This is a genomic window from Mesorhizobium zhangyense, assembly GCF_011045115.1.
Taxonomy (GTDB): Bacteria; Pseudomonadota; Alphaproteobacteria; order Rhizobiales; family Rhizobiaceae; genus Mesorhizobium_M; species Mesorhizobium_M zhangyense.
In genome coordinates this window covers 315518-341553 of sequence record NZ_JAAKZG010000005.1, presented here as the reverse complement: position 1 = coordinate 341553, position 26036 = coordinate 315518, and the positions used below count along the sequence as shown (strand labels likewise).

34 protein-coding genes are annotated in these 26036 nt (G+C 62.4%); 15 read left to right on the top strand and 19 right to left on the bottom strand.

Going from position 1 to position 26036, the window contains the following annotated elements; genetic code table 11:
• Nucleotides 1-69: 69 nt before the first annotated feature.
• Both G6N74_RS14460 and G6N74_RS14455 read right to left on the bottom strand, forming a co-directional pair.
• Nucleotides 70-378, bottom strand: coding sequence for a DUF1244 domain-containing protein (locus G6N74_RS14460; protein WP_165118456.1), 309 nt, complete (start codon nt 376-378; stop codon nt 70-72).
• Between the two features lie 11 nt (nt 379-389).
• Nucleotides 390-1187, bottom strand: coding sequence for an N-formylglutamate amidohydrolase (locus G6N74_RS14455; protein ID WP_165118454.1), 798 nt, complete (start codon nt 1185-1187; stop codon nt 390-392).
• A 179-nt stretch (nt 1188-1366) separates the two neighbouring features.
• Here G6N74_RS14455 and G6N74_RS14450 point away from each other — a divergent pair, with 179 nt between their 5' ends.
• Both G6N74_RS14450 and pyk read left to right on the top strand, forming a co-directional pair.
• Nucleotides 1367-1921, top strand: a complete 555-nt coding sequence (locus tag G6N74_RS14450) for a DUF1036 domain-containing protein (protein ID WP_165118452.1) — start codon at nt 1367-1369, stop codon at nt 1919-1921.
• Entirely contained in the window at nt 1918-3354 is a 1437-nt protein-coding gene (gene pyk / locus G6N74_RS14445; protein ID WP_091909401.1) for a pyruvate kinase, read from the top strand. The genes G6N74_RS14450 and pyk overlap by 4 nt, the downstream gene beginning before the upstream one ends.
• 32 nt (nt 3355-3386) lie before the next feature.
• On the opposite strand, the gene G6N74_RS14440 is transcribed toward pyk, so the two are convergent.
• From G6N74_RS14440 to G6N74_RS14415, 6 genes are all read right to left on the bottom strand, one after another.
• Nucleotides 3387-4451, bottom strand: a complete 1065-nt coding sequence (locus G6N74_RS14440) for an alpha/beta fold hydrolase (RefSeq protein WP_165118450.1) — start codon at nt 4449-4451, stop codon at nt 3387-3389.
• Nucleotides 4452-4521: 70 nt separating this feature from the next.
• A complete protein-coding gene (locus G6N74_RS14435) occupies nt 4522-5112 on the bottom strand; it encodes a tetratricopeptide repeat protein (RefSeq protein WP_165118448.1) in 591 nt (196 codons plus the stop codon).
• Nucleotides 5113-5219: 107 nt separating this feature from the next.
• On the bottom strand, nt 5220-5345 hold the full coding sequence (gene ykgO / locus G6N74_RS14430; protein WP_047568381.1) for a type B 50S ribosomal protein L36: 126 nt from the start codon (nt 5343-5345) through the stop codon (nt 5220-5222).
• A gap of 131 nt (nt 5346-5476) precedes the next feature.
• A complete protein-coding gene (locus G6N74_RS14425; RefSeq protein WP_165118446.1) occupies nt 5477-6553 on the bottom strand; it encodes a 5-(carboxyamino)imidazole ribonucleotide synthase in 1077 nt (358 codons plus the stop codon).
• Entirely contained in the window at nt 6550-7014 is a 465-nt protein-coding gene (gene purE, locus G6N74_RS14420) for a 5-(carboxyamino)imidazole ribonucleotide mutase (RefSeq protein ID WP_376767718.1), read from the bottom strand. The genes G6N74_RS14425 and purE overlap by 4 nt, the downstream gene beginning before the upstream one ends.
• A gap of 144 nt (nt 7015-7158) precedes the next feature.
• Nucleotides 7159-7362: a YdcH family protein gene (locus G6N74_RS14415; protein WP_165118442.1), complete on the bottom strand. Its 204-nt coding sequence runs from the start codon at nt 7360-7362 to the stop codon at nt 7159-7161.
• Nucleotides 7363-7596: 234 nt separating this feature from the next.
• Here G6N74_RS14415 and G6N74_RS14410 point away from each other — a divergent pair, with 234 nt between their 5' ends.
• Complete coding sequence (locus tag G6N74_RS14410; protein WP_091909384.1) at nt 7597-7776, top strand: YdcH family protein; 180 nt, start codon at nt 7597-7599, stop codon at nt 7774-7776.
• A 248-nt stretch (nt 7777-8024) separates the two neighbouring features.
• Here G6N74_RS14410 and G6N74_RS14405 read toward each other — a convergent pair whose 3' ends face one another.
• The 3 genes from G6N74_RS14405 to G6N74_RS14395 form a co-directional block, all read right to left on the bottom strand.
• Nucleotides 8025-8288, bottom strand: a complete 264-nt coding sequence (locus G6N74_RS14405) for an ArsR/SmtB family transcription factor (RefSeq protein ID WP_091909381.1) — start codon at nt 8286-8288, stop codon at nt 8025-8027.
• 43 nt (nt 8289-8331) lie between these two features.
• Nucleotides 8332-9579, bottom strand: a complete 1248-nt coding sequence (locus G6N74_RS14400; protein ID WP_165118440.1) for an MFS transporter — start codon at nt 9577-9579, stop codon at nt 8332-8334.
• 81 nt (nt 9580-9660) lie between these two features.
• Nucleotides 9661-9855 (bottom strand): DUF1192 family protein, encoded by a 195-nt coding sequence (locus G6N74_RS14395; RefSeq protein ID WP_165118438.1) that lies wholly within the window; start codon nt 9853-9855, stop codon nt 9661-9663.
• Nucleotides 9856-10084: 229 nt separating this feature from the next.
• Here G6N74_RS14395 and G6N74_RS14390 point away from each other — a divergent pair, with 229 nt between their 5' ends.
• A complete protein-coding gene (locus G6N74_RS14390; RefSeq protein WP_376767717.1) occupies nt 10085-11065 on the top strand; it encodes an NAD(P)H-quinone oxidoreductase in 981 nt (326 codons plus the stop codon).
• A gap of 164 nt (nt 11066-11229) precedes the next feature.
• Here the strand turns inward: G6N74_RS14390 and G6N74_RS14385 are convergent, their stop codons facing one another.
• Nucleotides 11230-11544, bottom strand: coding sequence for a hypothetical protein (locus G6N74_RS14385; protein ID WP_165118434.1), 315 nt, complete (start codon nt 11542-11544; stop codon nt 11230-11232).
• A 946-nt stretch (nt 11545-12490) separates the two neighbouring features.
• On the opposite strand from G6N74_RS14385, the gene G6N74_RS14380 reads away from it, so the two are divergent.
• The 7 genes from G6N74_RS14380 (at nt 12491) to G6N74_RS14350 (ending at nt 16991) form a co-directional block, all read left to right on the top strand.
• Nucleotides 12491-12718, top strand: a complete 228-nt coding sequence (locus G6N74_RS14380) for a hypothetical protein (RefSeq protein ID WP_165118432.1) — start codon at nt 12491-12493, stop codon at nt 12716-12718.
• Nucleotides 12719-12733: 15 nt separating this feature from the next.
• Nucleotides 12734-12871: a hypothetical protein gene (locus tag G6N74_RS14375; RefSeq protein WP_165118430.1), complete on the top strand. Its 138-nt coding sequence runs from the start codon at nt 12734-12736 to the stop codon at nt 12869-12871.
• Nucleotides 12872-12926: 55 nt separating this feature from the next.
• The gene (locus G6N74_RS14370; protein WP_165118428.1) at nt 12927-13133 is read left to right on the top strand and encodes a hypothetical protein; all 207 of its coding nucleotides are present in this window, start codon (nt 12927-12929) and stop codon (nt 13131-13133) included.
• An 11-nt stretch (nt 13134-13144) separates the two neighbouring features.
• Nucleotides 13145-13405: a DUF1488 family protein gene (locus G6N74_RS14365; protein WP_165118426.1), complete on the top strand. Its 261-nt coding sequence runs from the start codon at nt 13145-13147 to the stop codon at nt 13403-13405.
• Between the two features lie 123 nt (nt 13406-13528).
• The gene (locus G6N74_RS14360) at nt 13529-14128 is read left to right on the top strand and encodes a DUF922 domain-containing Zn-dependent protease (protein ID WP_165118424.1); all 600 of its coding nucleotides are present in this window, start codon (nt 13529-13531) and stop codon (nt 14126-14128) included.
• 203 nt (nt 14129-14331) lie between these two features.
• On the top strand, nt 14332-14790 hold the full coding sequence (locus G6N74_RS14355; RefSeq protein ID WP_165118422.1) for a (2Fe-2S)-binding protein: 459 nt from the start codon (nt 14332-14334) through the stop codon (nt 14788-14790).
• A gap of 2 nt (nt 14791-14792) precedes the next feature.
• Nucleotides 14793-16991 (top strand): xanthine dehydrogenase family protein molybdopterin-binding subunit, encoded by a 2199-nt coding sequence (locus G6N74_RS14350; protein ID WP_165118420.1) that lies wholly within the window; start codon nt 14793-14795, stop codon nt 16989-16991.
• Nucleotides 16992-17258: 267 nt separating this feature from the next.
• Here the strand turns inward: G6N74_RS14350 and G6N74_RS14345 are convergent, their stop codons facing one another.
• A complete protein-coding gene (locus G6N74_RS14345) occupies nt 17259-18551 on the bottom strand; it encodes a GGDEF domain-containing protein (protein WP_312857874.1) in 1293 nt (430 codons plus the stop codon).
• 246 nt (nt 18552-18797) lie between these two features.
• On the opposite strand from G6N74_RS14345, the gene G6N74_RS14340 reads away from it, so the two are divergent.
• Nucleotides 18798-18938: a DUF1127 domain-containing protein gene (locus G6N74_RS14340; protein ID WP_165118416.1), complete on the top strand. Its 141-nt coding sequence runs from the start codon at nt 18798-18800 to the stop codon at nt 18936-18938.
• Between the two features lie 122 nt (nt 18939-19060).
• Here the strand turns inward: G6N74_RS14340 and G6N74_RS14335 are convergent, their stop codons facing one another.
• Nucleotides 19061-19681, bottom strand: coding sequence for a TetR/AcrR family transcriptional regulator (locus G6N74_RS14335; RefSeq protein WP_165118414.1), 621 nt, complete (start codon nt 19679-19681; stop codon nt 19061-19063).
• 79 nt (nt 19682-19760) lie between these two features.
• On the opposite strand from G6N74_RS14335, the gene G6N74_RS14330 reads away from it, so the two are divergent.
• Nucleotides 19761-20381 (top strand): NAD(P)H-dependent oxidoreductase, encoded by a 621-nt coding sequence (locus G6N74_RS14330; RefSeq protein WP_165118412.1) that lies wholly within the window; start codon nt 19761-19763, stop codon nt 20379-20381.
• 78 nt (nt 20382-20459) lie between these two features.
• On the opposite strand, the gene G6N74_RS14325 is transcribed toward G6N74_RS14330, so the two are convergent.
• Nucleotides 20460-22661 carry an esterase-like activity of phytase family protein gene (locus tag G6N74_RS14325; protein WP_165118864.1) on the bottom strand — a complete coding sequence of 734 codons (2202 nt, stop codon included), beginning with the start codon at nt 22659-22661 and terminating at the stop codon, nt 20460-20462.
• Between the two features lie 230 nt (nt 22662-22891).
• Between G6N74_RS14325 and G6N74_RS14320 the strand changes: the two genes are divergently transcribed.
• Both G6N74_RS14320 and G6N74_RS14315 read left to right on the top strand, forming a co-directional pair.
• Nucleotides 22892-23593 (top strand): DUF1013 domain-containing protein, encoded by a 702-nt coding sequence (locus G6N74_RS14320; protein WP_165118410.1) that lies wholly within the window; start codon nt 22892-22894, stop codon nt 23591-23593.
• A gap of 61 nt (nt 23594-23654) precedes the next feature.
• Nucleotides 23655-24455, top strand: coding sequence for a dienelactone hydrolase family protein (locus tag G6N74_RS14315; RefSeq protein WP_165118408.1), 801 nt, complete (start codon nt 23655-23657; stop codon nt 24453-24455).
• A gap of 25 nt (nt 24456-24480) precedes the next feature.
• Here the strand turns inward: G6N74_RS14315 and G6N74_RS14310 are convergent, their stop codons facing one another.
• The 4 genes from G6N74_RS14310 to G6N74_RS14295 are packed head-to-tail and all read right to left on the bottom strand — an operon-like array spanning nt 24481 to nt 25967.
• On the bottom strand, nt 24481-24960 hold the full coding sequence (locus G6N74_RS14310) for a DUF1801 domain-containing protein (RefSeq protein WP_165118406.1): 480 nt from the start codon (nt 24958-24960) through the stop codon (nt 24481-24483).
• Between the two features lie 5 nt (nt 24961-24965).
• On the bottom strand, nt 24966-25196 hold the full coding sequence (locus tag G6N74_RS14305) for a hypothetical protein (RefSeq protein ID WP_165118404.1): 231 nt from the start codon (nt 25194-25196) through the stop codon (nt 24966-24968).
• 40 nt (nt 25197-25236) lie between these two features.
• The gene (locus tag G6N74_RS14300; protein WP_165118402.1) at nt 25237-25647 is read right to left on the bottom strand and encodes an SRPBCC family protein; all 411 of its coding nucleotides are present in this window, start codon (nt 25645-25647) and stop codon (nt 25237-25239) included.
• Nucleotides 25644-25967: an ArsR/SmtB family transcription factor gene (locus tag G6N74_RS14295; protein ID WP_165118863.1), complete on the bottom strand. Its 324-nt coding sequence runs from the start codon at nt 25965-25967 to the stop codon at nt 25644-25646. Before G6N74_RS14295 ends, G6N74_RS14300 begins: the two co-directional genes overlap by 4 nt.
• Nucleotides 25968-26036 lie beyond the last annotated feature (69 nt).

Below are 26036 nucleotides of genomic sequence, written 5' to 3'. Positions count from 1 at the left end.
TTTCGGAATTTCCGATGCTCATTCCAAGTGCTGGATCGTCCTTCGTGCGTCCGAATGGACGCACGCGATCTAGTGGTCTTTCGGCCGACGCGCCTCGAATTCGGCCTTCTTGGCTTCAGAGGCCTCGGTCTGGTGCAGCGCCTGCCATTCGGCATAGGGCATGCCGTAGACGATTTCGCGCGATGCGTCCTTCGAAAGCGCCACCCCGTCCGCCTCGGCCGCCTCGCGATACCAATTGGACAGGCAGTTGCGGCAGAAACCGGCCAGGTTCATCAGGTCGATGTTCTGGACGTCGCCACGCTCGCGCAAATGCTCGACCAGCCGGCGGAAGGCTGCGGCTTCGAAATCGCGCTTCTGGTCTTCGCTGAGATCGGTCATGGAAGGCTCCTTCATACTGGCCCCGTGCGCGAGCCGAATAGCTTGACCTCATGTATATCGGGGCGCGCATTGACCGCGTCAACGATGGGCGCGAGCCGGATTGCCCAATCCTCGGCAGTCGCATCGTCGGCGATCAGGTCCTGTCGGATCTCGATCAGCGCATGGGCATAGCCGTTGACGATGGCGTGCTTGAACATGGTGTCGCCGCGCAAGGCGCCGTCATAGGGCTCGTTGTCGCCGACAACCAAGGTCTCATCCCTGGCAAGAAGCTCGATCAGCGGGCGAATGGCTCGGTCGTCGCGATCCCACAAGAGGCCGACATGCCAGGGCCGCACATAGCCCTGCATCACTGGCGTGAAGGAATGCACCGAAAACAGGAAGGGCGCCTTGCCGGATTCCCGCGCGACGGAGGAGACCATGGCGCCGACCGCATCATGATAGGGCCGGTAATAATTATCGAGCCGACGTTCCCGCTCCTCCGGCGTCATCGGATAGTTTCCGGGCACCACGGTGCCGTCATAGAGCTGGCGAATCAGTGTCGGGTCATCCTCGCCGCGATTGGGATCGATCAGCAGCCGCGAGAAATTCGCCAGCACCGCTGGCGCGCCAAGAAGGGCCGCCAGCTTGCGCGTGACCTGCTCGACGCCGATGTCATAGGCGATGTGACGCTGGAATTCGGCCGGCGGCAGGCCAAGATCGCCATATTCATCCGGCAAAGCACGTTTCGCATGGTCCCCAAGCAGGACTATGCCGCGTTTGCGGTCTCCCTCGATGATTTCATAGGGGGCAAAAACTGCGGATCGCGTCATGGGCTTGCAAACGTCCCGTCTGCCGGTGTTGATGGGGATAGGCCCGTCATTTCATGAAGTTAGGCTGGGTGCAATGTCGTTGTTTGGTCAATGTTCTGGCAGAAATCATGCGAGAGCGATCAAGGATGCGACATGAAGCCACTTAAATCGATTGGATTGACGTGCTTGGGCGCGTTGACATGCGCACGGACTTTTCCGAAAAGGGGCATCCAACAATGCTGACAGCAGACAAGAGGGGTTCGAGGATGGATTTCGCCGGGGCATCGCGCATGCGTTCTGCATGGACCGCGCTGCTTCTTTTCCTCGCCATCCCGGTATTTTCAATTGCCACCGCAAGCGATGCGCGCGCCGATTTCCGGGTCTGCAACGCCACGCAGAGCCTGATCGGCGTCGGCATCGGCTATCGCGCCAAGGCCGGCTGGGTCACCGAAGGCTGGTGGCATATCGAAGGTTCGACCTGCAAGACGCTGATCGAGGGTCCTTTGTCATCACGGTTTTACTATCTTTATGCAGAAGACGCCGAGCGCGGTGGGCGCTGGGACGGTCCGATCAACATGTGCGTCGCCGAAAAGGAATTCAAGATTGCGGGCGTGACCGATTGCGTCGCCCGCGGATTCCAGCGCGCGGGCTTCCAGGAATATGACACGGGCGAGCAGGCAAGCTGGATGGTCCAGCTGACCGACGAGCCCGCAACGGGCGGTGCAGCAGCCGTCACGGGAACGAATTCTCCATGAGACGTAGCCGCAAGGTAAAAATCCTCGCAACGATCGGACCAGCCTCCTCTTCCGAGGAGATGATCCGAAAGCTTTTCGAGGCAGGCGCGGATGTCTTCCGCATCAATATGAGCCACACCGACCACCCGCTCATGCGCGAACTTGTCCGCCGCATTCGCGCGGTAGAGACCGAACTTGGCCGGCCGATCGGCATTCTGGCCGACCTGCAGGGGCCGAAGCTGCGTGTCGGCAAATTCGCCAACGGTAAGGAAACGCTTGAACTCGGTCAGGAATTCACGCTCGACGACAATCCCGCGCCGGGCGACGCCAAGCGCGTCCACCTGCCGCATCCCGAGATTCTTGCCTCGGTCCAGCCGGGACACCGCCTGCTGATCGACGACGGCAAGCTGGAGCTGAAGGCCGTCAAATGCGATGGAAAGTCCATCGTCTGCACAGTGATTGCCGGCAAAGGCATCTCCGACCGCAAGGGCGTCAGCCTGCCCGACACCGAACTGCCGGTCGGCGCACTGACCGAGAAGGATCGTGCCGATCTCGACGCCGTCCTGGCGACCGGGGTCGACTGGGTCGCGCTGTCCTTTATCCAGCGGCCCGAGGATCTTGCCGAGGCGCGCAAGATCGCTCGCGGCCGCGCGCTCCTGATGTCGAAGATCGAAAAGCCGCAGGCCGTGGCGCGGCTGGCCGAGATCATCGAACTCTCCGACGCGCTGATGGTGGCGCGTGGCGACCTCGGCGTGGAAATGCCGCTCGAATCCGTGCCCGGCATCCAGAAACAGATCACGCGCGCAGCCCGCCGCGCCGGCAAGCCGGTGGTCGTCGCCACCCAGATGCTGGAATCGATGATCTCAGCCCCCGTCCCGACCCGCGCCGAAGTGTCCGACGTATCGATCGCCGTGTTCGAAGGCGCCGATGCGATCATGCTGTCGGCCGAATCTGCGGCCGGCGAATATCCAGTCGAAGCCGTGTCGATGATGAACCGCATCGCCGAGCGGGTCGAGCAGGACCCGACCTATCCCGGCATCATCAACGCCCAGCGCTCCGAGCCCGAAGCGACGGGAGCCGACGCCATTTCGCTGGCCTCGCGCCAGATCGCAGAAACGCTGAAGCTTTCGGCAATCATCACCTACACGGCCTCCGGCACGACCGGCCTGCGCGCCGCGCGTGAACGGCCGCAAGTGCCGATCATTGCTCTTTCGCCAGTGGTCGAAACCGCGCGCCGGCTTTCGCTGGTGTGGGGCACGCATTGCGTCGTCACCGAAGATGCCTTCGACCTCGACGACATGGTCGATCGCGCCTGCCGCATCGCCTTCGAGGAAAATTTCGGCCGGCCGGGCGACCGCGTCATCATCACGGCAGGCGTGCCGCTGCGCACGCCGGGCGCGACCAATATGCTGCGCATCGCCTATATCGGCGCCGAGGGCCGCGGCGGCGCTTGAGCGCCACTCGCTGACCCTGTGAAGCGCGCCGGTTACTCCGGCGCGAGTTCACCGTCCATAACCGTCTCGTCGATGCAGCCCGCGCCATAGGCGTCGCCGGCGATGCGTGCCTCCACAGCCCGAGCGGTGGCCTGTAGATCGACAGGCTTGCCGGCAAGTTTTTCGATGGCCGCAACAACCAGATCAGGAGCGATCCAGTCCGGCTTGTGGCCGAGATTGTGGACCCAAACGAGTTCCGAATTCGGAATGTCGCGGGCAAGCCCGACGGAATGGATTTCCTCGTAAACCACCGTATCGCGATCGCCCGAGATCACGACCGTCGGCGCCTTGATCTCCCTGTAGCGCGGTGCGGTGGCCAGGGCGTAGCGATAGAGGCCCTCGACATCGATGGCATTGGCGCGGAAGGCGCTCGGACGCAGCACCAGCGGGATCGACGCCCTTTTCACATAATCGTCCGGCACCTTGTTGGGTGCGAAGACGCAGGTCGTGGCACCATTGAGCTGCATCAGCCCGGCTGGCGTGGTGACGGTTTCGGCAAACAGCCGGCCGATCACCGGAACCGATGTCAGGCTGTAGTACCAGGACGTTGCTCCACCCGGCCATGGATGGGTCGCCGCCGACAGAAACACCAGGCCACGCACCTTGTCGGGATGTTCGAGGCCGAGTGCGGTGGTGGCCGCACCGCCGAAGGAATGGCCGACGATGATCGCTTGCTTGATCCCGAGCCGGTCCATCAGCTTCGCGATCGTATCGGCCTGCGCGCTAGGGTTCTCGTTGTTTCCCGACCCCCGGCTCGACCAGCCATGGCCCGGCCGGTCGAAAAACAGCATTTCGGCACGCCCTTCGAGCAACGGCCGCAGCGGCACCATCTGATCGTTCAGATTGGCGCTGGCACCATGAATGAAGACGATTGGCGGCAGGTCCGGTTTCTCTGGCCCCGGCACATGGACGTAATGGATGCGCGCGCCGTCGATGTCGACAAAACTTCCCACCGGCGGGTTTCGGCGTTCGACCAGCCACGAGCCAACGCGCGTCACGCCGACCATTATCAAGAGAAGCGCAAGCAGAAAGGCAGCGGCGGCGTAGAGGAGGTTCATTTCAGGATTGTTCGACGAGCGGTGTGGAAAACGGGTACTGGAAAATCAGCATCGCCGGCGGGCCGATGCATCAGATGCCTTCACCGGCCAGCTCTTCCGAAAGCGTGGAAACCTCGTTCTGGGCGCTGCGCATCATCGGATAGATATCGAGCACGCGCTGCCAGGCATTGAGCGCCAACTGCTTGTTGCCCCTCTCCTTCATGATCTGCGCCATGCCGGCCAGCGCGCCGAAATGGCGCGGCTCCAGCCGCAAGGTCTGGTTGATGTCAGACATCGACTTGCCGAAGTTCTGCATCATGAAATGCACCGTGGCGCGGCGGTTCCAGCCTTCGGAATATGAGGGATCGAGCGTGACGACCTGATCGAGGAAATCGAGCGCGATGTCGAACTTCTGCTCTTCCATCGCCTTTTGCGACCACTGCATCATCAGGTCGATGGAGGCGCTGCCGGACCTGTTCCATTCCTCGCGGATACGCTGGGCGATACGCTGTGCGGCGCGCTCGTTGCGCTCGCGCTTCAACTCGCCGAACAGCGCGTCGAGCCGATCGGGCTTTGCGACAACCTGCGTGCTTGTCGCCGGTCCGGTCTGCTGTGCGTGAACCACCGGCACGAAGGCACCGGCCAGAGCAAAGGTAAGAAAAAACGCAAAAACGTTCCGCATGCGAGAGAATCTATCCCCTCGCATCGGAACGTCAAACTGAATTTCGCGTGAAGGCCTGGGCCTTGAACCGGTCATCCCCGAAAAGCCATGCTTCCCGGGTCGGCCACTCAGCCCTGGCGAGCCTTGTAACGCGGGGCAGTCTTGTTGATGATATAGACGCGGCCCTTGCGGCGAACCAGCTGGTTGTCGCGGTGACGGCCCTTGAGGGCCTTGAGCGAATTCTTGATCTTCATGGTCTTGCCTGTCGAATGGGGCCCGAAGGCCTAATCAAAAAGCGCGCCAACAGCGCGCCCCAAATTTGTAGCTGGCTCTTAGACGAGATGGTTTGCCGATGTCAACCTCCGGCAGGGGCCTGTCCGGTAAATTAGCGCATCAACCGGGTGAAATGACCCATCTTGCGGCCGGGGCGGGCTTCCGCCTTGCCATAGAGATGCAACACCACTTCCGGCTCGGCGAGCAGGCTCTCGGCGCGCTCGACCTCGTCGCCGATGAGGTTTTCCATCACGCAATCCGAATGTCGCGCGGCAGAGCCGAGCGGCAGTCCGGCGATTGCACGAATGTGCTGCTCGAACTGCGAGTTGGCACAGGCCGCTTCCGTCCAGTGGCCCGAATTGTGGACACGCGGCGCGATCTCGTTGACGAGCAGCGAGCCGTTTGGAAGCACGAAGAATTCGACGCCGATGACGCCGACATAGTCGAGGGCCTCGAGAATGGCGAAGGCGGCTTCGGTGGCACTCCGGGCGGTCTGCGGCGAGATCGTCGCCGGCACGGTCGAGCTGTGCAGGATGCCGCTGCTATGAACATTCTCGGCGGGGTCATAGGCCGAAAGCGCCCCGTCACGGCCGCGCGCCGCGATAACGGAAATCTCGCGGTCGAAACTCACGAAGGCTTCCAGGATCAGCGGCACGCTGCCCATCGCGGTATAAGAGCCGTTGGCGCCATCCGGCGCGGCGTTGCGGAACAGGCGCTGGCCCTTGCCGTCATAGCCCATGCGCCGGGTCTTCAGCACGCCGGCACCGCCGAAGGCGTCGAGCGCCGCGCCAAGGTCTTCGTCACTGTCGATGGCACGAAAATCAGCGGTTGGAATGCCGATGCCGTTGAGAAAGCTTTTTTCCACCACGCGGTCCTGCGACACCTCAAGCGCACGGGCCGGCGGAAAAACCGGCACCGAACGCGCAAGAAATTCGGCGGCGGAAACCGGAACGTTTTCGAACTCGTAGGTCACGACCGCGCTTGCGCGAGCCAGTTCGGCAAGCGCTGCGCTGTCGTCATAGGCGGCCACGATCTGGCTGTTGGCCACCTGCGATGCCGGACAATCGGCCTGCGGCTCGAGGATCACCGTGCGATAGCCGAGGCGGGCGGCAGCCATCGCCAGCATGCGGCCGAGCTGGCCGCCACCGATAATGCCGATCGTCGAGCCGGCGGGCAGAGGTCCGCTCATGCCTCGTCCATGGGATGGTCCGCGACCTTGGCGGTCTGCTCGGCGCGCCAGGCATCCAGGCGCTCCGCGAGTTTGTCATCGCCAAGCGCGAGCACGGCAGCGGCCAGCAGGGCCGCGTTGACCGCGCCGGATTTGCCGATGGCCAGCGTTCCGACCGGTATGCCAGCCGGCATCTGCACGATCGACAGCAGCGAATCCTGCCCCGATAGCGCCTTCGATTCGACCGGCACGCCGAACACCGGCAGCGACGTCAAAGCCGCCGTCATGCCGGGAAGATGCGCTGCACCCCCAGCGCCTGCAATCACGATCTTGAACCCTTCGGCCTTGGCGCCCTTGGCGAAATCGTAGAGCCGCTGCGGCGTGCGATGCGCCGACACGATGCGCGTGTCATGCGCAATGCCGAGCGCTTCCAGCGTCTCGGCGGCGTGGCGCATGGTTGCCCAGTCGGACTGGCTTCCCATGATGATGGCGACGTCGGCGCGCACTGTGCTCAAATCTCTGGCCTCTGCTTTGCTGGAAACAGGCTCGATAGAAATTTCTGCCAGCCGATTAGCGAAATGAACGGCGTCCGGCAAGCAGCCTTGCGATGAGAAGTGGCCTCGCCGCTAGGCGATGATGTCGGGAATCATTTTGTCTTCCAGCTGCGACAGCCGGTCTTTCAGCAGCAGCTTCTTCTTTTTCATGCGCTGAATCTGCAGCGGATCACAGGCCATCGCGATCATCGCGTTGATCGCCGCGTCGAAATCGGCGTGTTCCTGCTTAAGCTTTGCAAACTCGAGACGAATCTCAGTCTGTTCCTGATCTGACATGTCCACCGTCTGCAGAATTTCGGGTGCCCGAAAGCACCCGTAGGCATGATCGGAAGTGCAATTCCTTCCGGCGCGCAGCCCATAGCACATTTCAATCTTTCAGGAAATGCTACCACGGCACATTCGACACGCAAGCGAGATGGTGGCACACTGTCATCGTGCCGTCACAGTACGGGCCCTGCGGAGGATCCGTGTGTGGCGCAATCGAGGAAACCATGAAAGGGAGCTCCAATCATGTCTCTTGCCAACCATCTTGAAGAGTTGCAGCGGAAGCACGGCGACATCGAGCGCGAAATCGACACAGCGCTGAACCATCCATCGGTGGACGACCTCGAAATCGTGAATCTGAAGCGGCGCAAGCTGGCACTCAAGGACGAGATTGAAAAACTGAAGGCAAACCCGACCACCCACTAAAATCAGTTTTGCATAGACGCGCGCTCTGCGCGTTCTTCCGCCGGCGGTGCGGTTAGCCGCCGGGTCAGTAGGTTTTTTTATCCCTGCCAGAAATCCAGAGCGGCCTGCGACCAGATGGAGCATGGCCGCTCTGTTTGTTTGGAGCCTCCGAAAGACGCTTCACGCCTTCGGACCGATCCTGATTCAGGTCGAGATTTCCCCGCTATTCACAACCCGCCATTCACAGGCCGAAGCGACGACACCGCTCGTCAGGCTTCCCAGAACTGATCGAGCCAGACGTTTAGCTGCAAAAAGCCGCCGGCGCTGACGGCATAGACCCGCCTGGTGCCTTCGGCCGTTGCATTGACCAGGCCGGCGTCGAGCAGGACTTTCAGATGCTGCGATACGGCGGGGCGGGAGACGGGTAATCCGGACGCCAGTTCGCCGACCGTCTTGGGGCCGCGCCGCAACTCCTCCAGGAGGTGACGCCGGTTGGGATCCGCAATGGCCAGGAACGCATCGGAAAGGATCATTCCCTATTTGTGCGGTAATCCGCCGCCAATCTCAACTGCCTTGTTATTCTGCCGGTTCCGGCGGCGTGCGCGGATCGAGCCTGCCGGCTTCCGGGGTCACGCCGCGCTCGGACGGCAGCGTCTTGAAGGCCTCGCGATCTTCCACCGGCACCGGCGCGCGGCGGCTGATGCGCAGCAACGTGTAGCCGGCGAGCGAGAAATGCGCGAGCGCTGTGGCCAGGAACAGGCTCTCCGGGGTGAGATAGCCCATCAAAGCGGCACCGATGATCGGGCCGATCATCGTGCCGAAGCCGTAGAGCAGCAGCAGGCCGCCCGACACCTTGACGAAATCCTCCGGCTTGGCGTGGTCGTTGGCATGCGCCACCGCCAACGAATAGAGCGTGTAGGCGAAAGCGCCGTAGGCAGCCGTCATGGTGATGACCAATACGCCTGAGCGTGGCCCGGTCAGGAAAATCAGCACGCCGACGATCGCACACGCGAAGCCCGCCGCCGCCAGCACGAAACGCCGGTCGGTCTTGTCGGAAATGCGGCCCATCGGCAGCTGCATCGCAGCACCCGCAACCACGACAATGCTCATCATCAGCGCGATCTCGGGTGTCGAAATGCCGATTCGCGCGCCATAGACCGCACCCAGCGTGCCCCAGGCGCCATTGGCGACGCCGGTGAGGAAACAGCCGACGCAGGACACCGGCGAGTTGGCGTAGAGCCCTTTCAGGTCGAGCGAGACATCCTGCAAGGGCTGCGGCGTCGAGGCGGTCGAGACGGCGGTCGGGATCAGCGACAGGCAGAAAAAGATGCCGGCGACCATGAACAGCGAGGCCGATTTCACGTCGCCGAAGGCGACGATCATCTGGCCGGCCATGATCGAGGCATAGGTGACCATCATGTAGAGACCGAAGACGGTGCCGCGGTTCTCGTTGGTGGCTTTCTCGTTGAGCCAGCTTTCGATGACCATGAAGGCGCCGGCCATGGTGAAGCCGGTGAAGGCGCGCAGCAGGATCCAGATATACTCGTCGATCATCAGCCCGGTGAGCAGTGCGACGATCGCGCCCGAGGCGGCGAACGCCCCGAAGGCCCGCACATGCCCGGCCCTTCGAACGAGTCGCGGCGCAAAGAAGCAGCCGGCGACGAACCCGCCGGCCCAGGCCGTGCCCATCAGGCCGAGGGCGGCGGTGGAAAACCCTTCTTCCTGCCCGCGCAAGGGGAGGAGCAGGCCGTGAAGCCCCGATGCCGCCAGAAGAAACGCCGTGCCGCGCAGGAGCGAGAGGATCGGTCTGTAGGCTGCGAACATGCGTCTCCCCGGCTTTGCTTTCCGCCACCTGAAAATACCGATAATCGGGTTTTTCGACGGCGTGCTTACGACATCTTTCGACTATTTCAGCCGAAACAGTGCCTCCGCTGCATTCTTGGTGGCATCCTTCGTCTTCAGCTCGGCCTCCAGCCGCACTATCTCGGCCTGGAGCAGACTGATTCGCTCCGACAGGTCCGACACCGACAGCAGCGAAAGATCCTGCCCGAGCACATGCGCGCTCGCCGGCTTTTTCGGCTCGTCCTCGAAGATCGCCATGATTGCATCTCCCTGTTGCTTGATCCGAAAGCCCGACTTCTTCGGGCAGGATCATACGTCGGAACAAGAGCTTAGGGCAGCCGTGACGAATTGGAAGCCTCGGTTCGACGGTTTGCGCATTTGCCTGTCGTGGCGACACGCTCCATAAGGACGGGCAAGAACGTAGGCCGACACCACACCGGTGGGAAGGGAGACAAAAATGGCGAACAAGGCGGCAATTCCGGACAAGATGACGGCGGTGGCGATCTCGACGCCCGGCGGCCCGCTGGTGCTGAAGGCCGAAAGGCGCGATGTGCCCAAGCCGGAAGCGGGAGAAATCCTGATCCGCGTCAAGGCTGCCGGCGTCAACCGGCCCGACGTGCAGCAGCGCAAGGGCGCCTATCCGCCGCCGCCCGGCGCCTCCGACCTGCCCGGCCTCGAAGTGGCGGGCGAAGTGGCGGCCCTTGGCGAGGGCGTGACGCGCTGGCGCGTCGGTGACCGTGTCTGCGCCCTGACGCCCGGCGGCGGCTATGCCGAATACGCCAAGGTTCACGAAACCAACACGCTGCCTGTGCCCGCCGGCTTCACCTTCTCGGAAGCAGCCGCCCTGCCCGAAACCTTCTTCACCGTTTGGCACAATGTGTTCGAGCGCGGCGGGCTGAAGGCCGGCGAGACGCTGCTGGTCCATGGTGGCTCCTCGGGCATCGGCACTACAGCGATCCAGCTTGCCTCGGCCTTCGGCGCCTATGTCATCACCACAGCCGGCAGCGCCGAGAAATGCGAAGCCTGCCTGAAGCTCGGCGCCGACCGCGCCGTGAACTACCGCGAGGAGGATTTCGTTGAAGCGGTCAAGGAAGCGACCGAGGGGCGCGGCGCCAACGTCATCCTCGACATGGTCGGCGGCGATTATGTCGCCCGCAACTACAGTGCAGCCGCCGTCGAAGGCCGCATCGTCCAGATCGCCACGCAGGGCGGCGCGGTGGCGAGCGCCGACTTTTCCAAGCTGATGGTCAAGCGGCTCACCCATACCGGCTCGACCATGCGGCCCCGCCCGATCGAAGTGAAGGCGCAGATCGCCGCCGGCCTGGAAGCGCAGGTCTGGCCGCTTCTCGCCAGCCGCCGCGTCGCCCCGGTGATGGACATGATCTTCCCCCTGACCGACGCCTGGCGCGCCCATGAGCGCATGGAGGAAGGCGAGCATATCGGCAAGATTGTGCTGGATGTGGGGTAACGCGGCGTTTCCCTCCCCCTTGAGGGGAGGGTGGCGGCGAAGCCGTCGGGTGGGGTCGCTGCGGCAGTGCTCGACGTTCCTTTTGCGCCGAGTGCTGCATGAACGACCCCCTCTGGCGCTTTGCGCCATCTCCCCCTCGAGGGGGGAGAAGACGCCGGCGCTCCTCACCGCTTCCCGCTCGCCAGCCTATGCGCGAACAGGATCATGCCGACCACCAGTTTCTCCGCACTCTCCGGCAAGGGCACGTCGCACAGCGTAGCCTTGCTCACCCCCGAAGCCGAGCAGCAGCGCCCGGCGATGCGGCACTCGCGCCGCTGGCAACGGAAATGCGCACCCTCCAGCGAAGCAGCGATGCTCCAGGCAAGCACCAGCCCATCGGACAGCGGTTTCGGCGCAGGCTTGCCGTCGATCATGACGGCTGGACGAGGCTCGGCTCTCTTGCGCGCGGCGCGGCGGTGCATGTTAGGAAATTCGGTCATGCGAAAAAATCCTCCGTTGGGGAAACTCCGGGCATGGTGAACAGGCCCGCGCCTCGAACGAGGCCGGGATGAAGTGGGAAAGCGGACGCATGGCTTGCGCCTGTCTTTTTATGTTTATGTGACGCTTGCCATGCGCCCGCCGACGCTCTTGTCCCGCTCAGTCGCCTCCACATTCGCGTGGCCAGCCGTAGCTAAGACCCGGGCTTAGGGGTTCATCACCCAGCAGCACCACCGTAGTGCCACCAGCCCGGACGCCGTCCCCTCCACGCTCATCCGGTTCATGACCCGCGTTCCCGTGAGGGCGACGCCGAGATTATGCGGGTAGCGTTTGGGGTGGGGAAAAAGATCTTTCCAACCGGCAGAAACGCCCGAAAGAACCTCGAACATTTTCAAAGGGATGGCTCGCAGCCGCAGCTAAAAAACAACGAAAACCGCGCCGAAAGGCATGAAACTTTTCCACCCTGCGAAAAGTTCGTTTTCCTATATTCTCGTCAAATACTCATGGGAAACTCATAAATATTTTTAACTCCAAAAAAGTCGAAATCAAATTTAAACATGTAAAGCCGCAATTAAACCTCAATTGACAACTAAGAAAATTACATCGATTTTTTGGGCCAGGTTTGGCTTTTGCGGGCGCAAAGATTTTCGGCGCGCCAATCTCTTCCAGATTTCCGATAGATATAAGCCGGCGATAACGATCGCTGCGCGGGTTTTTCTTTGCGAGGGCAGACCAATGGCCTCGACACGCACCAGGCATTCAATCGTGCACTTCTCGGCGCCTTTCGCGCTGCGGGGTCAGCCGGCGATATCCTCTGCCGGTCGCTCGAGCCGCTTGCCGCAGATCGATTCCGGTGAATTCGACGCTGCATTGCGCCAGGACGAGGAACAAGCCTGATCGCTACCCCGCATGCGCTTGGCATGCGGCTGACAAAGAACGGGCAAGGACATGTCTAACCATCGTTTCGTCATCGACCAGCTGGTTCGCCTCAAAGGTGGGCTTGGCCTGTCACCGACGACGGCGGAGGTCTACCGCATTACCGGCACTCTGCCGGAAAGAAACAATTCGCCTCAATACCGCATCCGCAACGACGAAGAGCGTTACGAGCGCGTGACGACGGAAGACAGCATCGAGGCATGCGAGGCCAATCCGGTTTCACAGGAGCCCGTGCAGTGAAAGGAGATATTCGCCATGGCGAAACAGCAACGCAGTAATCGTGAATCCAGGAAGCCCAAGAAGGAAAAAGTGACGGCGAAGGTGGAAACGTCGTCCGGCTCACAGGTCAAGGCTGCCACCAGCGATCTCATGCGCAAGCCGCACAAGATGTGAGCGTCGCGGAAGCCGATCCCTTCGACTGCTGCGCCTTAACGAAAGAAAGACAACGATGCCCGATGTGAACGCGATACCTGTCGTGAAGATGCCCGTCATGAAAACGAGGTTTCTGACGAAACTGCCGGAGCCGGGACAGAGAATGTCGGCCGAGCAGTGGAAGCGTTACGAAAAGGACGCGGCAGCCAGACGCAAGAGAGCCGACAGCGACGGCACGCTGCGGCGCATGCGGCAGCTCGTTGAGAACAGCCGATTACTTTAGGGTCCATTGCCATGGCATTGCAATTTCCCAACCGCAGCCGGAGCTATGACGACACCGCCCGGCGCATCCGCTTCAGCGGCTATGACGGCATGGCCGAGATTGCCTTCTTCATGGAAGCAGGCGCATTTTTCCCGCCGGCGGCAGCGGCCACCGAAAGCGAGCTTCTTGCGGCTTTCGACGAGGCCCGCACTTCCGTTTACGAGGCCGCCCAGAAGGCCTATGCCCGCGATCGCAAGAACCGGCACATATTGACATCCGCCGATCTCAGATAGTCTCTTCCGTCTCGGCCGGCCGGCGCTGTCACCGCGACCTTGCGGGTCCGGAAATCAGGCTGTTCCCCAATTCCCTATATGTTAGAGCATGTCGCGCAATGAAGTTCGACTGCGGGGATTCGCGTGACGACAGCTTTCCGTTTTTGCTTGCTGGCAGCAGGCCTCGCCGCATTGCCGACCCTTGCCCGCGCCGACTGGAAGGCGGTCGAAAAGGTGCAGACCTATGGCGTCACGGGCAAAACCGGGCCCGAGCTTTATGAATCCATCGGCCTGAACGGACCCAAGGTCAGCGTCGGGCGCACCATTGCCCTCACCAATTTCAAGCTGACCTGGCGCAGGGATTACCGTCCGCAAAGCGACGGCAGCTGCATGCTGGCATCGGCGCAGCCAAACCTCGTGATCACCTACACATTGCCCAAACCGGCCGCAAAGCTCTCAAGCCCCATGAAGGAGCACTGGGACGTCTTCGCCGAGGGCCTGCGCAGGCACGAGCTGGTGCATGGCCAGCGCATCAAGGACATGGTGACGGAGATCGTCGCCTTCAGCGTCGGTTTTTCCGCACCAAAGGACCCTGGCTGCAAGAAGATCAGGGTCGAGCTGACGAAGCTGCTGGCGGCCGCTTCGCAGGCGCAACGCCAGCACAGCCGCGATTTCGACCGCGTCGAAATGAGCGATGGCGGCAATGTCCACCAGCTCATCCTGCGGCTGGTGAACGGGCAGTAGCGCGCCACGAGCCCGCCGGCGCCGATCACATTTTCCGTGTTCTTTGACGCCTCGCTTCACGATCTCGCGATTGGGCACGTGAACGCTTGTTGGCGTGACGGCGTGGCCATAAGTTGGGCGTTGCAACCCAATTCGAATAACGCCGGTTCCCCACCGGCGAAAATGCTACGCGATAGCCAGCTCAAACATAAGGAGAGCAAGCCATGGTCGCTTTCACACTCAATGGTGAAGCCAAAACGCTCGACGTCGATCCGGACATGCCTCTGCTCTGGGCGCTCCGCGACGTCATCGGGCTGACGGGAACGAAATTCGGCTGCGGCATGGCCCAATGCGGCGCCTGCACGGTCCATATCGACGGCACCGCGACGCGCTCGTGTCAGACCAGCGTCAGCGACATCGAAGGCGCCTCGATCACCACGATCGAAGGCGTGTCCGGCAAGGTCGGCGAGACGGTGCAGGCCGTGTGGGCCGAGATGGACGTGCCGCAATGCGGCTACTGCCAGTCCGGCCAGATCATGTCGGCAACCGCCCTTCTGGCCGAGACGCCGAAACCCACCGACGACGACATCGATTCGGCGATGAGCGGCAATCTCTGCCGCTGCGCCACCTATCACCGCATCCGCGCCGCGATCCACGAAGCCGCGCACCGGCTGGAGGCATGACCATGTTGCAATTTCGTATGAAGAAAGAAGCCGTTCAGACGACGCGCCGCCAGTTCCTCATCGGCACGGCGGCAGCTGCCGGTCTCGCCGTCGGCTACCGGCTGCTCGCCACTGAGCCGGCACTCGCGCAATCGGCACCCGCCGCTGCAGCGGCCAATCCGTTCCAGGCCTATGTCGAGGTCACGCCCGACAACAAGATCATCATCCATTCCTCGCAGTTCGAGATGGGGCAAGGCTCCTATTTCGGCATCGCCACGCTGGTGATGGAAGAACTCGACGGTGACTGGGCGCAGGTCGATGTCATCGGCGGCGCCGGCAACACCGCGCTCTACGGTAACCTCGCCTGGGGCGGGGCCATGCAGGGCACCGGCGGCTCCACCTCCATGACTTCGTCATGGGAACGCTACCGCAAGGCGGGCGCTGCGGCGCGGACCATGCTGGTGGCTGCCGCCGCCAAGACCTGGAACGTGCCGGCGGGTGAAATTACCGTCGCCGGCGGTGTCGTCTCGCATGGCACCGACAAGCGCGCCAGCTTCGGTGAACTGGCGCAGGCGGCAGCTGCCTTGCCGGTCCCCGAAGTCGTCGAACTGAAGCCGCGTGAAAAATGGACCCAGATCGGCTCGGACAGCCTCAAGCGCTACGATTCGCACGGCAAGACCAACGGCACCCAGACTTACACGATCGACCTGAAGATGGATGGGCTGGTGACGGCCGTGATGATCCATCCGCCGAAATTCGGCGCCGAGGTCGAGAGTTTTGATGCCGCCAAGGCCAAGGCGCTCGACGGCATTGTCGATGTGGTGCAGACGCCGCGCGGCATCGCCGTGGTCGGCACCAACATGTGGACCGCGATGAAGGGCCGCGATCTGGTCGAGGTGAAGTGGAACGAGGCGAAGGCCGAGAACCGCGGCACCGCCGAGATCATGGCCGAGTACAACAAGGCAGCCGACGGCCCCGGAGCAGCCACCGCCCGCAATGACGGCGATGCGGCGGGCGCACTGGCAAGTGCCGCCAAGGTGGTCGAGGGGCATTACGAGTTCCCCTATCTCGTCCACGCTTCGATCGAGCCGCTCAACGCGGTCGCCCGCGTCAATGAGGACGGCACCATCGACGTCTGGGGCGGCCACCAGATGCCCGACATCTATCAGGCGGCAGCAGCCCAGGTCGGCGGCACGACGCCGGACAAGGTGAAGCTGCATGTGATGAAGACCGGCGGCAGCTTCGGCCGCCGCGCGGTCGCCGATGCCGACCTGATCGTTGAGGCGGTCGCAACCGCGAAGGCGCTCGGCCCCGGCAAGCCGGTAAAGGTGCAGTGGACGCGCGAAAACGACATGCGCGGCGGACGCTACCGTCCGGCCTATGTCCACGCCATCAAGGCCGGGCTCGACAAGGACGGCAAGATCGTCGCCCTGCAGGACCACATCGTCGGCCAGTCGATCATGAACGGTTCGCCGTTTGCGGCAATGATGAAGGACGGCATCGACCCGACCTCGGTCGAGGGCGCATCGAACCTGCCCTACGCGATCCCGAACATGAAGATCGAGTTGACGACGAGCGACGTGAATATCCCGGTGCTGTGGTGGCGTTCGGTCGGCTCGACCCACACCGCCTATGTCATGGAAACCTTCATCGACGAACTCGCCGCCGCTGCCAACCGCGACCCGGTCGAGTTCCGCCTGTCGATGCTGGAAAACCATCCGCGCCATGCCGCCGTGCTGAAGCTGGCCGCCGAGAAGGCCGAATGGGACAAGCCGCTGCCGGAAGGCCGCTTCCGTGGCGTGGCGCTGCATGAAAGCTTCTCGACCTTCGTCGCCGAAGTGGTGGAGATCACCTACAAGGGCGGCAGCGACTTCACCGTCGACCGCGTCGTCTGCGCCGTCGATTGCGGCACCGCGATCAACCCGGACCAGATCCGCGCCCAGATGGAAGGCGGCATCGGCTTCGGGCTCGGCGCGATCCTGCAGGAAGAGCTGACGCTGACGGGTGGCGTCGTCGACCAGGAGAACTACGACACCTACACGCCGCTGCGCATCGACCAGATGCCGCGCATCGAGGTGCATATCGTACCCTCGACCGAGCCGCCGACGGGCGTCGGCGAACCCGGCGTGCCGCCGATCGGCCCGGCCGTCGGTAATGCGCTGCGGGCAGCCACCGGCAAGACCATCCGCAAGCTGCCGCTGATCAAGAACCTGTCGGCGTAGTTCGACGCAAGACATGCAAACGGCCGCGATGAGAATCGCGGCCGTTTTGTTTTTCTGGATGCAGGCCCCTCTCCGTCTCGGCTTCGCCGAGCCACCTCTCCCCATTTCATGGGGCGAGGAACCTGGGTTCTGGGAGGCTGCAACACTTCAGGACTTGGGTTCCTCGCCCCTGCGAAGCGGGGGAGAGGTGGCTCGGCGAAGCCGAGACGGAGAGGGGGCTATGCGCCTAGCACGAAATAGTATCCTCGCGCACCAGCAACGAACACCCTACCCCGCAGCAGACCCGGCAGAAGGCGCACGCACGCCGGCGGGCATCGCCTCTTCGGCGACATCCCCCATCACTCTGTCACGGCCGGCATCCTTGGCCATGTAGAGGCGCTTGTCGGCCACTGCGAAGAGTTCACCAAGGCTCGTCTTGCCGGCATCGACCGTCGCAACCCCGATGCTGACGGTGAGGCTGACGGGACCCGTTTCGCTTGCGGCGCGGATCGACTGGCGGATGTTCTCGCCGAGCAGCCGGGCGACATTGTGCGGCAGCGGGCACAGGATGGCGAATTCCTCGCCACCGATGCGGAAGACATGATCCTGCACGCGCACCGCGCCGGTCAGGTTTTCGGCGATCCATTTCAGCACGCGGTCGCCCTCGGCATGGCCGAAGCGATCGTTGATGGATTTGAAGTGATCGACATCGACGATCAGCAGCGTCAGCGGCGTACCGGTCTTGACGCTCGCCGTCACGGCCTGCTCGCCCATGGTCTCGAAGCGGCCGCGGTGAAGAAGGCCGGTGAGGCTGTCGCGCCCGGCGAATTCGACCAGTTTTTCGTAGCGCTCGCGATAGGTCAGCGTCTCGAAAACGTCCGACAGACCGCGCTGGGGGCGCAGGCTCGGCCGCTCGAACCAGCGGAGATAGCCGACCGTCATGGCGCTGAAGACGAGGCCGGCGCCCATCTTGGCGATCCAGCCGCCAACCAGCACCGAGGGCGGCGCGCCGGTGACGATGTGCAGCACCGAATAGAAGCCGAGCTGGTCGAAGGTGAGCACGAGGCAGACGCTGACGGCGATGCGCGCGAACAGATGCTGGCCCAGGCTGCGCCCAAGCCGCTCGTAGAGAAGAATGATGGCGATGGCGTCTATAAAGAGCAGCGTCGTGCCCCAGACCATCAGCCAGCCCATTTCATCGAGGAAACCGATGTCGGGCGACTGGCCGGTGGGAAGATCGGCCACCTGATGCTGGCGCAGTATGAGGCCGAGGCCGACCATCAGGAAATTGCCGATGAGAAGGCCGTAGATCGGCTGCCTGACGGTGGCGGCATCCTCCTTCATGTAGAGCAGCAGAAGCATCACCAGCTTGCCGGAGAACATCACGGTGGAGCCGGGCGAAACCATGCCGAAGGGCAATTCGATGTAGAAGACGCTGGCCAGATAGGTCTCGAGGAAATGCATGACGCCGAGCGCGCAGACGAACAGGCCGAGGCCGACGCGGGCGCGCAGGCGAAACAACGCTGCCATGACACCGAAATAAAGAACCGCCTCGGCCAGAAGCAAAAGACTATTCGCCACGTCCACCCACCCAACTCAAGACGCGGTCAGCGTCCAAACCACCATTCTTTGTGACGATTAATGGTTAATCCGCCCTTTCTTTGGTGCAAGGCAAATAAAAATGGCCGCAACCGAGTTTAGGGTCGAGACCTGTTACCAGAGATTTATGTTGCAATGCAATAAATGCATTCCCGCCATGCAAAAGCGTCTGTTCAAGTCGGATCGGGGCATTCCCATCTACAGGTTACCGAAACAATGGAGGCTACCATGAACCCGATCCGCACTTTCCGTAACTGGCGCCGCTACAGCGAAACCGTCCGCGAACTGAGCCGTCTTACCGATCGCCAGCTTGGCGATCTCGGCATCAACCGTGGCAACATCGCAAGCATCGCCCGCACCTCGATCTAACGCGATCGAAAGCAGAGCCGGCCTAGTAGGGATTGTTCATCCCGCCGGTTCCGAGCCCGCCGGACCCTGTCCGGCGGGTTTTGTCGTTCTTGGCTTGGGCCGGCTTGGCGACATGAAAATTGTCACCGCGCACTTCTGCCGACCATTGCGATAATCGTCTCGAAAAGCTCGTCCTGCGCCTGCGCGGCGGTGATTTCTCCGGTAGCGGCAGCATTGGACAGCGCCTCGGCCGCCCCGAGCATCGCCCAGAGACCAGCCGACGCAACGGCACGACCGCCCGCGAACGGACTGAGCGCGACGCGGCATTTCTCGATGAATGCCGCCTGATAGTCGCGTTTGATCTTTTCGAGTTCTGGCGAACCCGCCAGCGCCGCGGTCACTCCAGGTATCTCGCGCCCCTGGAGAAGCACGCAGTCGACATAGGACGATGCGATAACCCCGGCCCTGCTCGCCAAATTCGGCTCGCTTGCCTGAAGTGCGGCGTCCATGAGCGCTGTTTGGCGTGCATCGTATTCCCGATAGAGCACCGCCAGCAGCCCGTTGCGCGTACCGAAATGATCGTACACGACCGGCTTCGTGACATTCGCCCGCTCGGCGAGCCACCCAAGCGTCAAGGCGTCCGTTCCCTCTTCCCGAACCACCCGCCATGCAACATCCAGAAGCTGGCGATGCCGATCCTCCCGCGACAGGCGACGACGCGGCGGCGAGTTGGAACCCTGTTCATTCGTTTTGGTGCTTGACATCGCTATATACCAAAAGTAACTTACTAAAAGTATATAAGCCTCATTCATCAACTGCAATCATTCAGCCGGAGCTTTCAACATGCACGCGCTCATCGTCGTCGCGCATCCCGATCCCAAATCGCTCACCCATAGCGTCGTCGCGCATGTCGCCGAGGGCTTGTCCCTGTCCGGCCCCGGCAATTCCTTCGAAATTGCCGACCTTTCGGCGGAAGCTTTCGATCCGAGGTTCAGCGCGACCGATATCGCGGTTCACCTCAGGCAGACGCCGATCTCTGCGGACATTGCCGCCGAGCAGGCGAGGATCGATCGCGCAGACGCACTTGTCCTGGTCTATCCGGTCTACTGGTGGTCGATGCCGGGGCTTCTCAAGGGATGGATCGACCGCGTGTTCACAAACGGCTGGGCCTACGACGAAGGCCCGGACACCAAGCCGGCAAAGAAGCTTCGCCATCTGAAAGTTCATCTGGTCGCCATCGGAGGCGCCAACCTGCGAACCTATGCGCGACATGGCTATTTCGGCGCGATGAAGACGCAGATCGATCATGGCATCTTCGACTATTGCGGCGCTAGGGTGGTAACGTCCGAACTCCTGCTGCCATCGGAAACGCAGGATATGAGTTCTCATCTGGACACGGCCCGCGCCATTGGCCGCAATCTCTTCGATGCATCAGGGCAACGCCTAATGGCCAACGTAGCATGAGCGCGTGGCCTGCCGTATCCAACAAAAACGGCCGCAGCTTTCGCCGCGGCCGTTTCGTTGCCGGCTAAGTTTCCGCAATCAGTTGATCGCCGCGATATTGCCCAGGCGCAGGAACAGGGTTTCGCCCGAGGAGTCGTCGACGCCGTCATTGTCGGTGACGACATAGGCGTCGCCATTGGCGTCGATGGCAAAACCTTCGACCTTGTCGACGACATAGCCGTTGGTGGCGGCCTTCAGGTCGGGCACGAGGTCGCGCACCAGCGTCTTTTCGACCAGCGGCAGCTCGCCGTCGAGCTTGGCCGGCTTGAAGGCGTCGAGCGAAACGGACTGGACGCTCTTCAGCCTGGCTTCCGCGCCGATCAGGTTGTCGCGCTCGATGATGTAGAGCTTGCCGTCATGGGCGGTGATTTCCGACAGGCCTACCCAGCCCTTTTCGGTCTTTTCGAGCGGGTAGCGCACGCCCGACCATTCCTTGGCCTTTGGCTTGTAGGCGAGCAGCTTGACCTGGTCTTTCGGATCGTCGGCCCATTCACGCTGCACGGCCATGACCAGTGTCAGGTCGTCGCCCTCGCCGATGGTGGTGATGCCTTCATAGCCGAAGCGGCCGTCCTTGCCGAGGAGTTCGGCGGGAAGCGGGATTTCCTGCTTGATCTCGCCCTTGGCGTTGACCTTGTAGATCGCGTTTGCCGTCAGCTTGGCGGCATCGCCTTCCGAGGCCAGCCAGAAACCGTCATCGCCGTCCGACGCGATACCTTCGATGTCGAGCTTCTGGGCCGGCGCGCCGTCGCGAGTGACGACCAGCTTGTTGGTGATGACAGCAGGTGTCTTGGTGGCGTCGATGGTGAAGATCGACGGCTGCGAGCGGTAGACCGAATCCGACACGGCATAAAGCTTGCCGGCTTCCCTGGGGTCGGCGGCGAGGCCGGAGAGCGCGCCCCAGCCGATCGGCTTGCCGTCTTCGGCGGTGCTGGAAACGATCATTGGGTAGGCGGCCGGGCCTTCGCCCATTTCATAGACCATGACATGCGAGCGCACGCCGCCATCCTCGACCAGATCGGTCTCGTTGGCGGTGACGAGCAGGTTGCGCGAGGGGATGGCGACCAGACCTTCCGGGCCGATGCCCGAGGGCAGCAGCTGGACGAATTCCGGCTCGGCGCCGGTGTCCTTGTAGACGGCGATCATCGAGGCGCGCTCGCTGGCGATGAAGATGTACTGCGCGTCGCCGAATTTGGCGACTTCAGCGCCTTCCAGCTCGACGCCCTTCTTGTTGCGCTTTTCCGGGTAATGGCCGGCGGCGGCGATCTTCATTTCGAGCGACGGGCCGGATTCGTAGAGCACCTTGCCGGTCTTGTCGAAGATGGTGAAGGAGCGCGAACCGCCCTTGTAGTCGCCTTCATTGGCGATGACGAAACGGTCGTTGTCGAGCCACTTGATGGCGTCGGGCTCGCGAGCCACGCCCTTCATGCTGCCGGTGAAGTTCAGCGCGCCGTCCTTCTCGGTGTCGATGCCTTCGAGATCGACCGTGCCGGCGGAGAAATGCGCCGTGACCTTGCCGGTCTCGGCATCGACGATGGCGATGTGGTTGTTTTCCTGCAGCGTGACGGCGATTTCATTGGCGTCGTTGAAGTCGACGAATTCCGGCTCCGGGTCTTCCGGGGCGATTTCCGACAGGCCGGTCATATCGACGGTCTTGATGGTGGCGCAGTCGGGCGTGCCGTCCTTCAGCGAAACGATCTTCAGGAAGCCGGCCGGAAGCTGCGGCAGCTCGCCATCGTTCAGCTCCTCGTCGCGCTCGTTTTCGATGGCGATGGCCGCGAACTTGCCGTCCTTGCTGACGGCGACGGAATCGGGCTGGCCGCCGAGGTCGCAGGTGGCTTCGATCTTCCTGGTGGCGGCATCGATGACGGTGAGGTTGCCCGAAGGCTTGGCCTTGCTCTCGGAGGTGTTGACGCCGGCGAGCACTTTCGTGCCGGCGAAGACGACGGAGGTCGGCTCGCCATCGATCTTGACGATGCCGCCGGCCTTCGGTGCTTTGGCGTCGGAAATGTCGACGAAGCCGACCGCGCCGAGCGGGCTGTCGGAATAGACCAGCGTCTTGCCGTCTTCGCTCGCCTTGATGATTTCCGACGAGGTCGGTGATTTCTGGTCAATGTCGGAAGGCAGGTTCGAGGCGACCGGGAAGGAGGCGACGCGGTTGAAGAAACTGTCGGCATGGGCCGGCAACGAGACCGAAGCGGCAAGTGCCGCCGTGAGTATCAAAAGGCGGGAGTGACGGGGCATCATGGACCTCTCCTGGTTGATGTTTCCATGCTGCTTTGGGCGATCGATATTTCAGCGCGATGACGGAGGCGTGACAGTTCGATGACAACGAACCGTCATCGAAGGCCGATGCGAAGTTTTCTTGCTCCCGGCCGCGAACAAGGTTATATACGCCTCGAATTTCCCAATTCCGGTGGTCTGAACCACCGCCCGCGCACAAGGGACGCGGGCGAACGAGAGGATATTATCTGATGGCCAACACGCTTCTGATGCCCAAGGCGACCGCAGTCTGGCTGGTCGACAATACAGCGCTTTCCTTCGAGCAGATCGCCCAGTTCTGCGGCCTGCATCCGCTCGAAGTGAAGGCGATCGCCGATGGCGAGTCCGCGCAGGGCATCAAGGGCATGGACCCGATCATGACCGGCCAGCTCACCCGCGAAGAGATCGCCCGCGGCGTGAAGGACCCCAACCATCGCCTGAAGCTTTCCGAGCCGAAGGTGCGGGTGCCCGAGAGCAAGCGCAAGGGGCCGCGCTACACGCCGCTGTCCAAGCGCCAGGACCGCCCCAACGCCATTCTGTGGCTGGTGCGCAACCATCCCGAGCTGAAGGACGCACAGGTATCGCGCCTCGTCGGCACGACCAAGGCGACCATCGAGCAGATCCGCGAGCGCAAGCACTGGAACTCCGCCAGCCTGCAGCCGATGGACCCGGTGACGCTGGGCCTGTGCTCGCAGATCGACCTCGACATCGAAGTGCAGCGCGCCTCCAGCGGCCGCCCGGCGGCCGCGCCTACCGGCGACACGCTGCTGCCGGCTTCGATGACCGAAAGGCTGGAGCCGAGGGTCGAAGCCGTGGCCGACGAGGACAAGGAACTCGACGCCAACGCCGTCTTCGCCAAGCTCTCGGCGCTGAAGTCCAAGACCCCCGACGAGGACGAAGACGACCGTCCCTGATTGCAAGGCATATCAGCCCGCAATCGATGGATTCAAAGGCCCCGCAAGCGGGGCCTTTTTCATGGCAGGACCGGATACCGACCGCATGAGCGCAGCACTGTTCCGTTTTTTGCGAGGGCCACTTCTCCTCGCATGGCTGATGCTGGCATGCGTCACCGCCTTTGCAGCCGAAACGCCGCCTCAGAAAACGAAAATCCCGACGCCGGCAGGCAATGTCCTTGTCGAAAAATATGGCGCAGCCGGCGGATCGACGCGACCTGCGATAATCCTGCTCAGCGGAAGCCGGGGATTGGCCGCGCCTGCCTATGGCGAGCTCGCGCGCAAGTTCCAGGCGGCAGGAATGGATGTCTTTCTCGTGCACTATCTGACGCGGGAAGACATTGACACGATCGAGCAGGCCGGCGGCGTATCGGCGCGCAAGCGATATTACGACAAACGCCTTCCGGATTGGATCTCATCGGTTCGAGCCGTCGTCGCGTTTCTGAGGAGGGACCCCCTATACGGCGACAAAATAGGTTTGCTCGGCATATCGCTTGGCGCGAATGTTGCCGCAGCGACTGCCGCAAATGCTTCCGGCGTAAGCGCCCTTGTGCTGGTCGATGGCGGTTTTCCCGAAAGCCATGCAGGCCAGGTGCGGTCGATCCCGCCGCTCCTGTTGATATGGGGGAGCGCCGATCAGGTGTTTCCGCTGTCGACCGGACACAACCTGCAAAGGACGGCGGCTGCCTTGGGCGAGACTGCTATTCTCGATATCTACGACGGCGCCCGGCACGATTTCTTCATTCGACCGGGCCATCAGGCGCAAACCGCCCGCGAGCGCGTCGCGAGGTTTCTGCTGGAGCGTCTTGCCCTGAAACCTTAGGAGCTGCGGTGCCCGCCTCTGCCGCTCACATTCGTTCGCCGGGCAACTGGCTGGCCTGCTTCACCCAGTCGGCGAACCGGGCCTCGTCGAACGGGTCGTCCTCGTGGATGTCGAGATAGCGCACATCCTTCTGCTTGGACGTGCCGGGCGGAAGAGGATGCAGGGCAGCGCCTTTAAAGAAGGCGACCTTGATGTACCTGGTCATGCAGTGAAAGCTGAGAAACCAGTTTCCGCTCTCGACGCCGTAGAAAGGCGAGTTCCATTTGACGGCCTTGCTGACGCCGGGGACGATGCGTTCGATGAGCGCGTCGAGACGCCGCCCAAGGTCGCTTTTCCAGCCCGGCATGGCCGCTATATAGGCCTGCACCGGGGCGTCTCCGTATCCCTTGGCGATCTGCGGGTTGCCGCCGGAAAGAAGCACGACCTTGCTGGGCCCCGGCTTTGGTACGGGTTTTCGCGGCTTGGCGGGTGCCTTCGGCGATGTGCCGGACTTTTCATCGGCCATTATGTTCACGCCTCGCCGGCGGTGCCTTGGCCACTGCGCCATCTGACGGCATAGGGCAGCGCGAACAAGTACAGCCCGGTGAGCAGGAGCAAGGCGAGCGGGAACAGCGGCAGGAAATACACCCACTGGACGGGCTCCTTCCCCACGCCCAATGCGATGAAGATGGCGGCGACGATCACCGTGAAGATGATCGACGTCCAGCGGTGGAGCTGCCGAATCCAAAAATTCCACTTCATGAGATCCTCCTTTCACATGGGTAAAGCTTGGCAGCGCGCTTCAATCGGGCCGTGCCAGGACCTGCTCCAGGGCTGCAAAGAACCTTTGCCAGCCAACCGTGGCGCCCCGGTAGTAAGGCTGCTGATCCGGCCGGAAGCCTGTCTGCTCCATGCGCAGGCGCGTCCCCGTGCTCGTCGGAATGAGCGACCATGTAACGACGCTTTCGAGATCCTTGGTCTCCCAGGTGTAGGACAGCTTCCTGTTCGGCTCGACTGTCTGTACTCGACAATCCACGCTGCCCCAGTCTGCGCTGAGATTGAAACGGTGATCCAGAACCGGCTTGAAATCGTTCTTCATCAGCCACTCCTCGATGAGGTGCGGCTGGGTGAGCGCGCGCCAGATCTTTTCCGGCGCAAAAGGCACCTCCCGTTCGACAATGACGGAGAGTGTTTCGATCGCTGTATTACTCATTGATCCATCCTTTTGAGCAGGTCTTCCAAATCGTCGAACCGGTCTTGCCAAAACCCGCCCATCTGGTTTGTCCAGTCGATCAACGGGGCCAGGGCGCCGAGCTGCGCGCTGTAATGCGTCTGGCGGCCTTCGTGGCGGTCGTGCACCAGCCCGGCCCGCTTCAGAACCCCGAGATGCTTTGATACGGCAGGTTGCGAGACTCCGGCCTGGGCCGTCAGGGCGACCACCGTCTGGGCTCCGTCGCGGCACAGCCGCTCAAAGATGGCCCGCCGCGTCGGATCGGCGAGCGTTCTGAAAAGGACATCGTGGGGCTGCGTCATCGCCATCCATAACTCTCTGGCTATTGATTGAAATCAATAACCGCCGAGATATGGATAAGTCAAGCGATG

Coding starts and splice junctions, on each gene's coding strand:
- G6N74_RS14335 (WP_165118414.1), bottom strand. CDS start 19,681: ATGTCAAGCACCAAAACGAATGAACAGGGTTCCAACTCGCCGCCGCGT.
- G6N74_RS14415 (WP_165118442.1), bottom strand. CDS start 7,362: ATGTCAGATCAGGAACAGACTGAGATTCGTCTCGAGTTTGCAAAGCTT.
- G6N74_RS14385 (WP_165118434.1), bottom strand. CDS start 11,544: ATGACCGAATTTCCTAACATGCACCGCCGCGCCGCGCGCAAGAGAGCC.
- G6N74_RS14405 (WP_091909381.1), bottom strand. CDS start 8,288: ATGATCCTTTCCGATGCGTTCCTGGCCATTGCGGATCCCAACCGGCGT.
- G6N74_RS14435 (WP_165118448.1), bottom strand. CDS start 5,112: ATGCGGAACGTTTTTGCGTTTTTTCTTACCTTTGCTCTGGCCGGTGCC.
- G6N74_RS14295 (WP_165118863.1), bottom strand. CDS start 25,967: ATGACGCAGCCCCACGATGTCCTTTTCAGAACGCTCGCCGATCCGACG.
- G6N74_RS14310 (WP_165118406.1), bottom strand. CDS start 24,960: ATGGCCGATGAAAAGTCCGGCACATCGCCGAAGGCACCCGCCAAGCCG.
- G6N74_RS14395 (WP_165118438.1), bottom strand. CDS start 9,855: ATGGCGATCTTCGAGGACGAGCCGAAAAAGCCGGCGAGCGCGCATGTG.
- G6N74_RS14460 (WP_165118456.1), bottom strand. CDS start 378: ATGACCGATCTCAGCGAAGACCAGAAGCGCGATTTCGAAGCCGCAGCC.
- purE (WP_376767718.1), bottom strand. CDS start 7,014: ATGGGAAGCCAGTCCGACTGGGCAACCATGCGCCACGCCGCCGAGACG.
- G6N74_RS14320 (WP_165118410.1), top strand. CDS start 22,892: ATGGCCAACACGCTTCTGATGCCCAAGGCGACCGCAGTCTGGCTGGTC.
- G6N74_RS14350 (WP_165118420.1), top strand. CDS start 14,793: ATGTTGCAATTTCGTATGAAGAAAGAAGCCGTTCAGACGACGCGCCGC.
- G6N74_RS14365 (WP_165118426.1), top strand. CDS start 13,145: ATGGCATTGCAATTTCCCAACCGCAGCCGGAGCTATGACGACACCGCC.
- G6N74_RS14400 (WP_165118440.1), bottom strand. CDS start 9,579: ATGTTCGCAGCCTACAGACCGATCCTCTCGCTCCTGCGCGGCACGGCG.
- G6N74_RS14330 (WP_165118412.1), top strand. CDS start 19,761: ATGCACGCGCTCATCGTCGTCGCGCATCCCGATCCCAAATCGCTCACC.
- G6N74_RS14390 (WP_376767717.1), top strand. CDS start 10,085: ATGACGGCGGTGGCGATCTCGACGCCCGGCGGCCCGCTGGTGCTGAAG.
- G6N74_RS14425 (WP_165118446.1), bottom strand. CDS start 6,553: ATGAGCGGACCTCTGCCCGCCGGCTCGACGATCGGCATTATCGGTGGC.
- G6N74_RS14450 (WP_165118452.1), top strand. CDS start 1,367: ATGCGCACGGACTTTTCCGAAAAGGGGCATCCAACAATGCTGACAGCA.
- G6N74_RS14370 (WP_165118428.1), top strand. CDS start 12,927: ATGCCCGATGTGAACGCGATACCTGTCGTGAAGATGCCCGTCATGAAA.
- pyk (WP_091909401.1), top strand. CDS start 1,918: ATGAGACGTAGCCGCAAGGTAAAAATCCTCGCAACGATCGGACCAGCC.
- G6N74_RS14305 (WP_165118404.1), bottom strand. CDS start 25,196: ATGAAGTGGAATTTTTGGATTCGGCAGCTCCACCGCTGGACGTCGATC.
- G6N74_RS14300 (WP_165118402.1), bottom strand. CDS start 25,647: ATGAGTAATACAGCGATCGAAACACTCTCCGTCATTGTCGAACGGGAG.
- G6N74_RS14380 (WP_165118432.1), top strand. CDS start 12,491: ATGTCTAACCATCGTTTCGTCATCGACCAGCTGGTTCGCCTCAAAGGT.
- G6N74_RS14410 (WP_091909384.1), top strand. CDS start 7,597: ATGTCTCTTGCCAACCATCTTGAAGAGTTGCAGCGGAAGCACGGCGAC.
- ykgO (WP_047568381.1), bottom strand. CDS start 5,345: ATGAAGATCAAGAATTCGCTCAAGGCCCTCAAGGGCCGTCACCGCGAC.
- G6N74_RS14375 (WP_165118430.1), top strand. CDS start 12,734: ATGGCGAAACAGCAACGCAGTAATCGTGAATCCAGGAAGCCCAAGAAG.
- G6N74_RS14325 (WP_165118864.1), bottom strand. CDS start 22,661: ATGCCCCGTCACTCCCGCCTTTTGATACTCACGGCGGCACTTGCCGCT.
- G6N74_RS14455 (WP_165118454.1), bottom strand. CDS start 1,187: ATGACGCGATCCGCAGTTTTTGCCCCCTATGAAATCATCGAGGGAGAC.
- G6N74_RS14440 (WP_165118450.1), bottom strand. CDS start 4,451: ATGAACCTCCTCTACGCCGCCGCTGCCTTTCTGCTTGCGCTTCTCTTG.
- G6N74_RS14340 (WP_165118416.1), top strand. CDS start 18,798: ATGAACCCGATCCGCACTTTCCGTAACTGGCGCCGCTACAGCGAAACC.
- G6N74_RS14355 (WP_165118422.1), top strand. CDS start 14,332: ATGGTCGCTTTCACACTCAATGGTGAAGCCAAAACGCTCGACGTCGAT.
- G6N74_RS14315 (WP_165118408.1), top strand. CDS start 23,655: ATGGCAGGACCGGATACCGACCGCATGAGCGCAGCACTGTTCCGTTTT.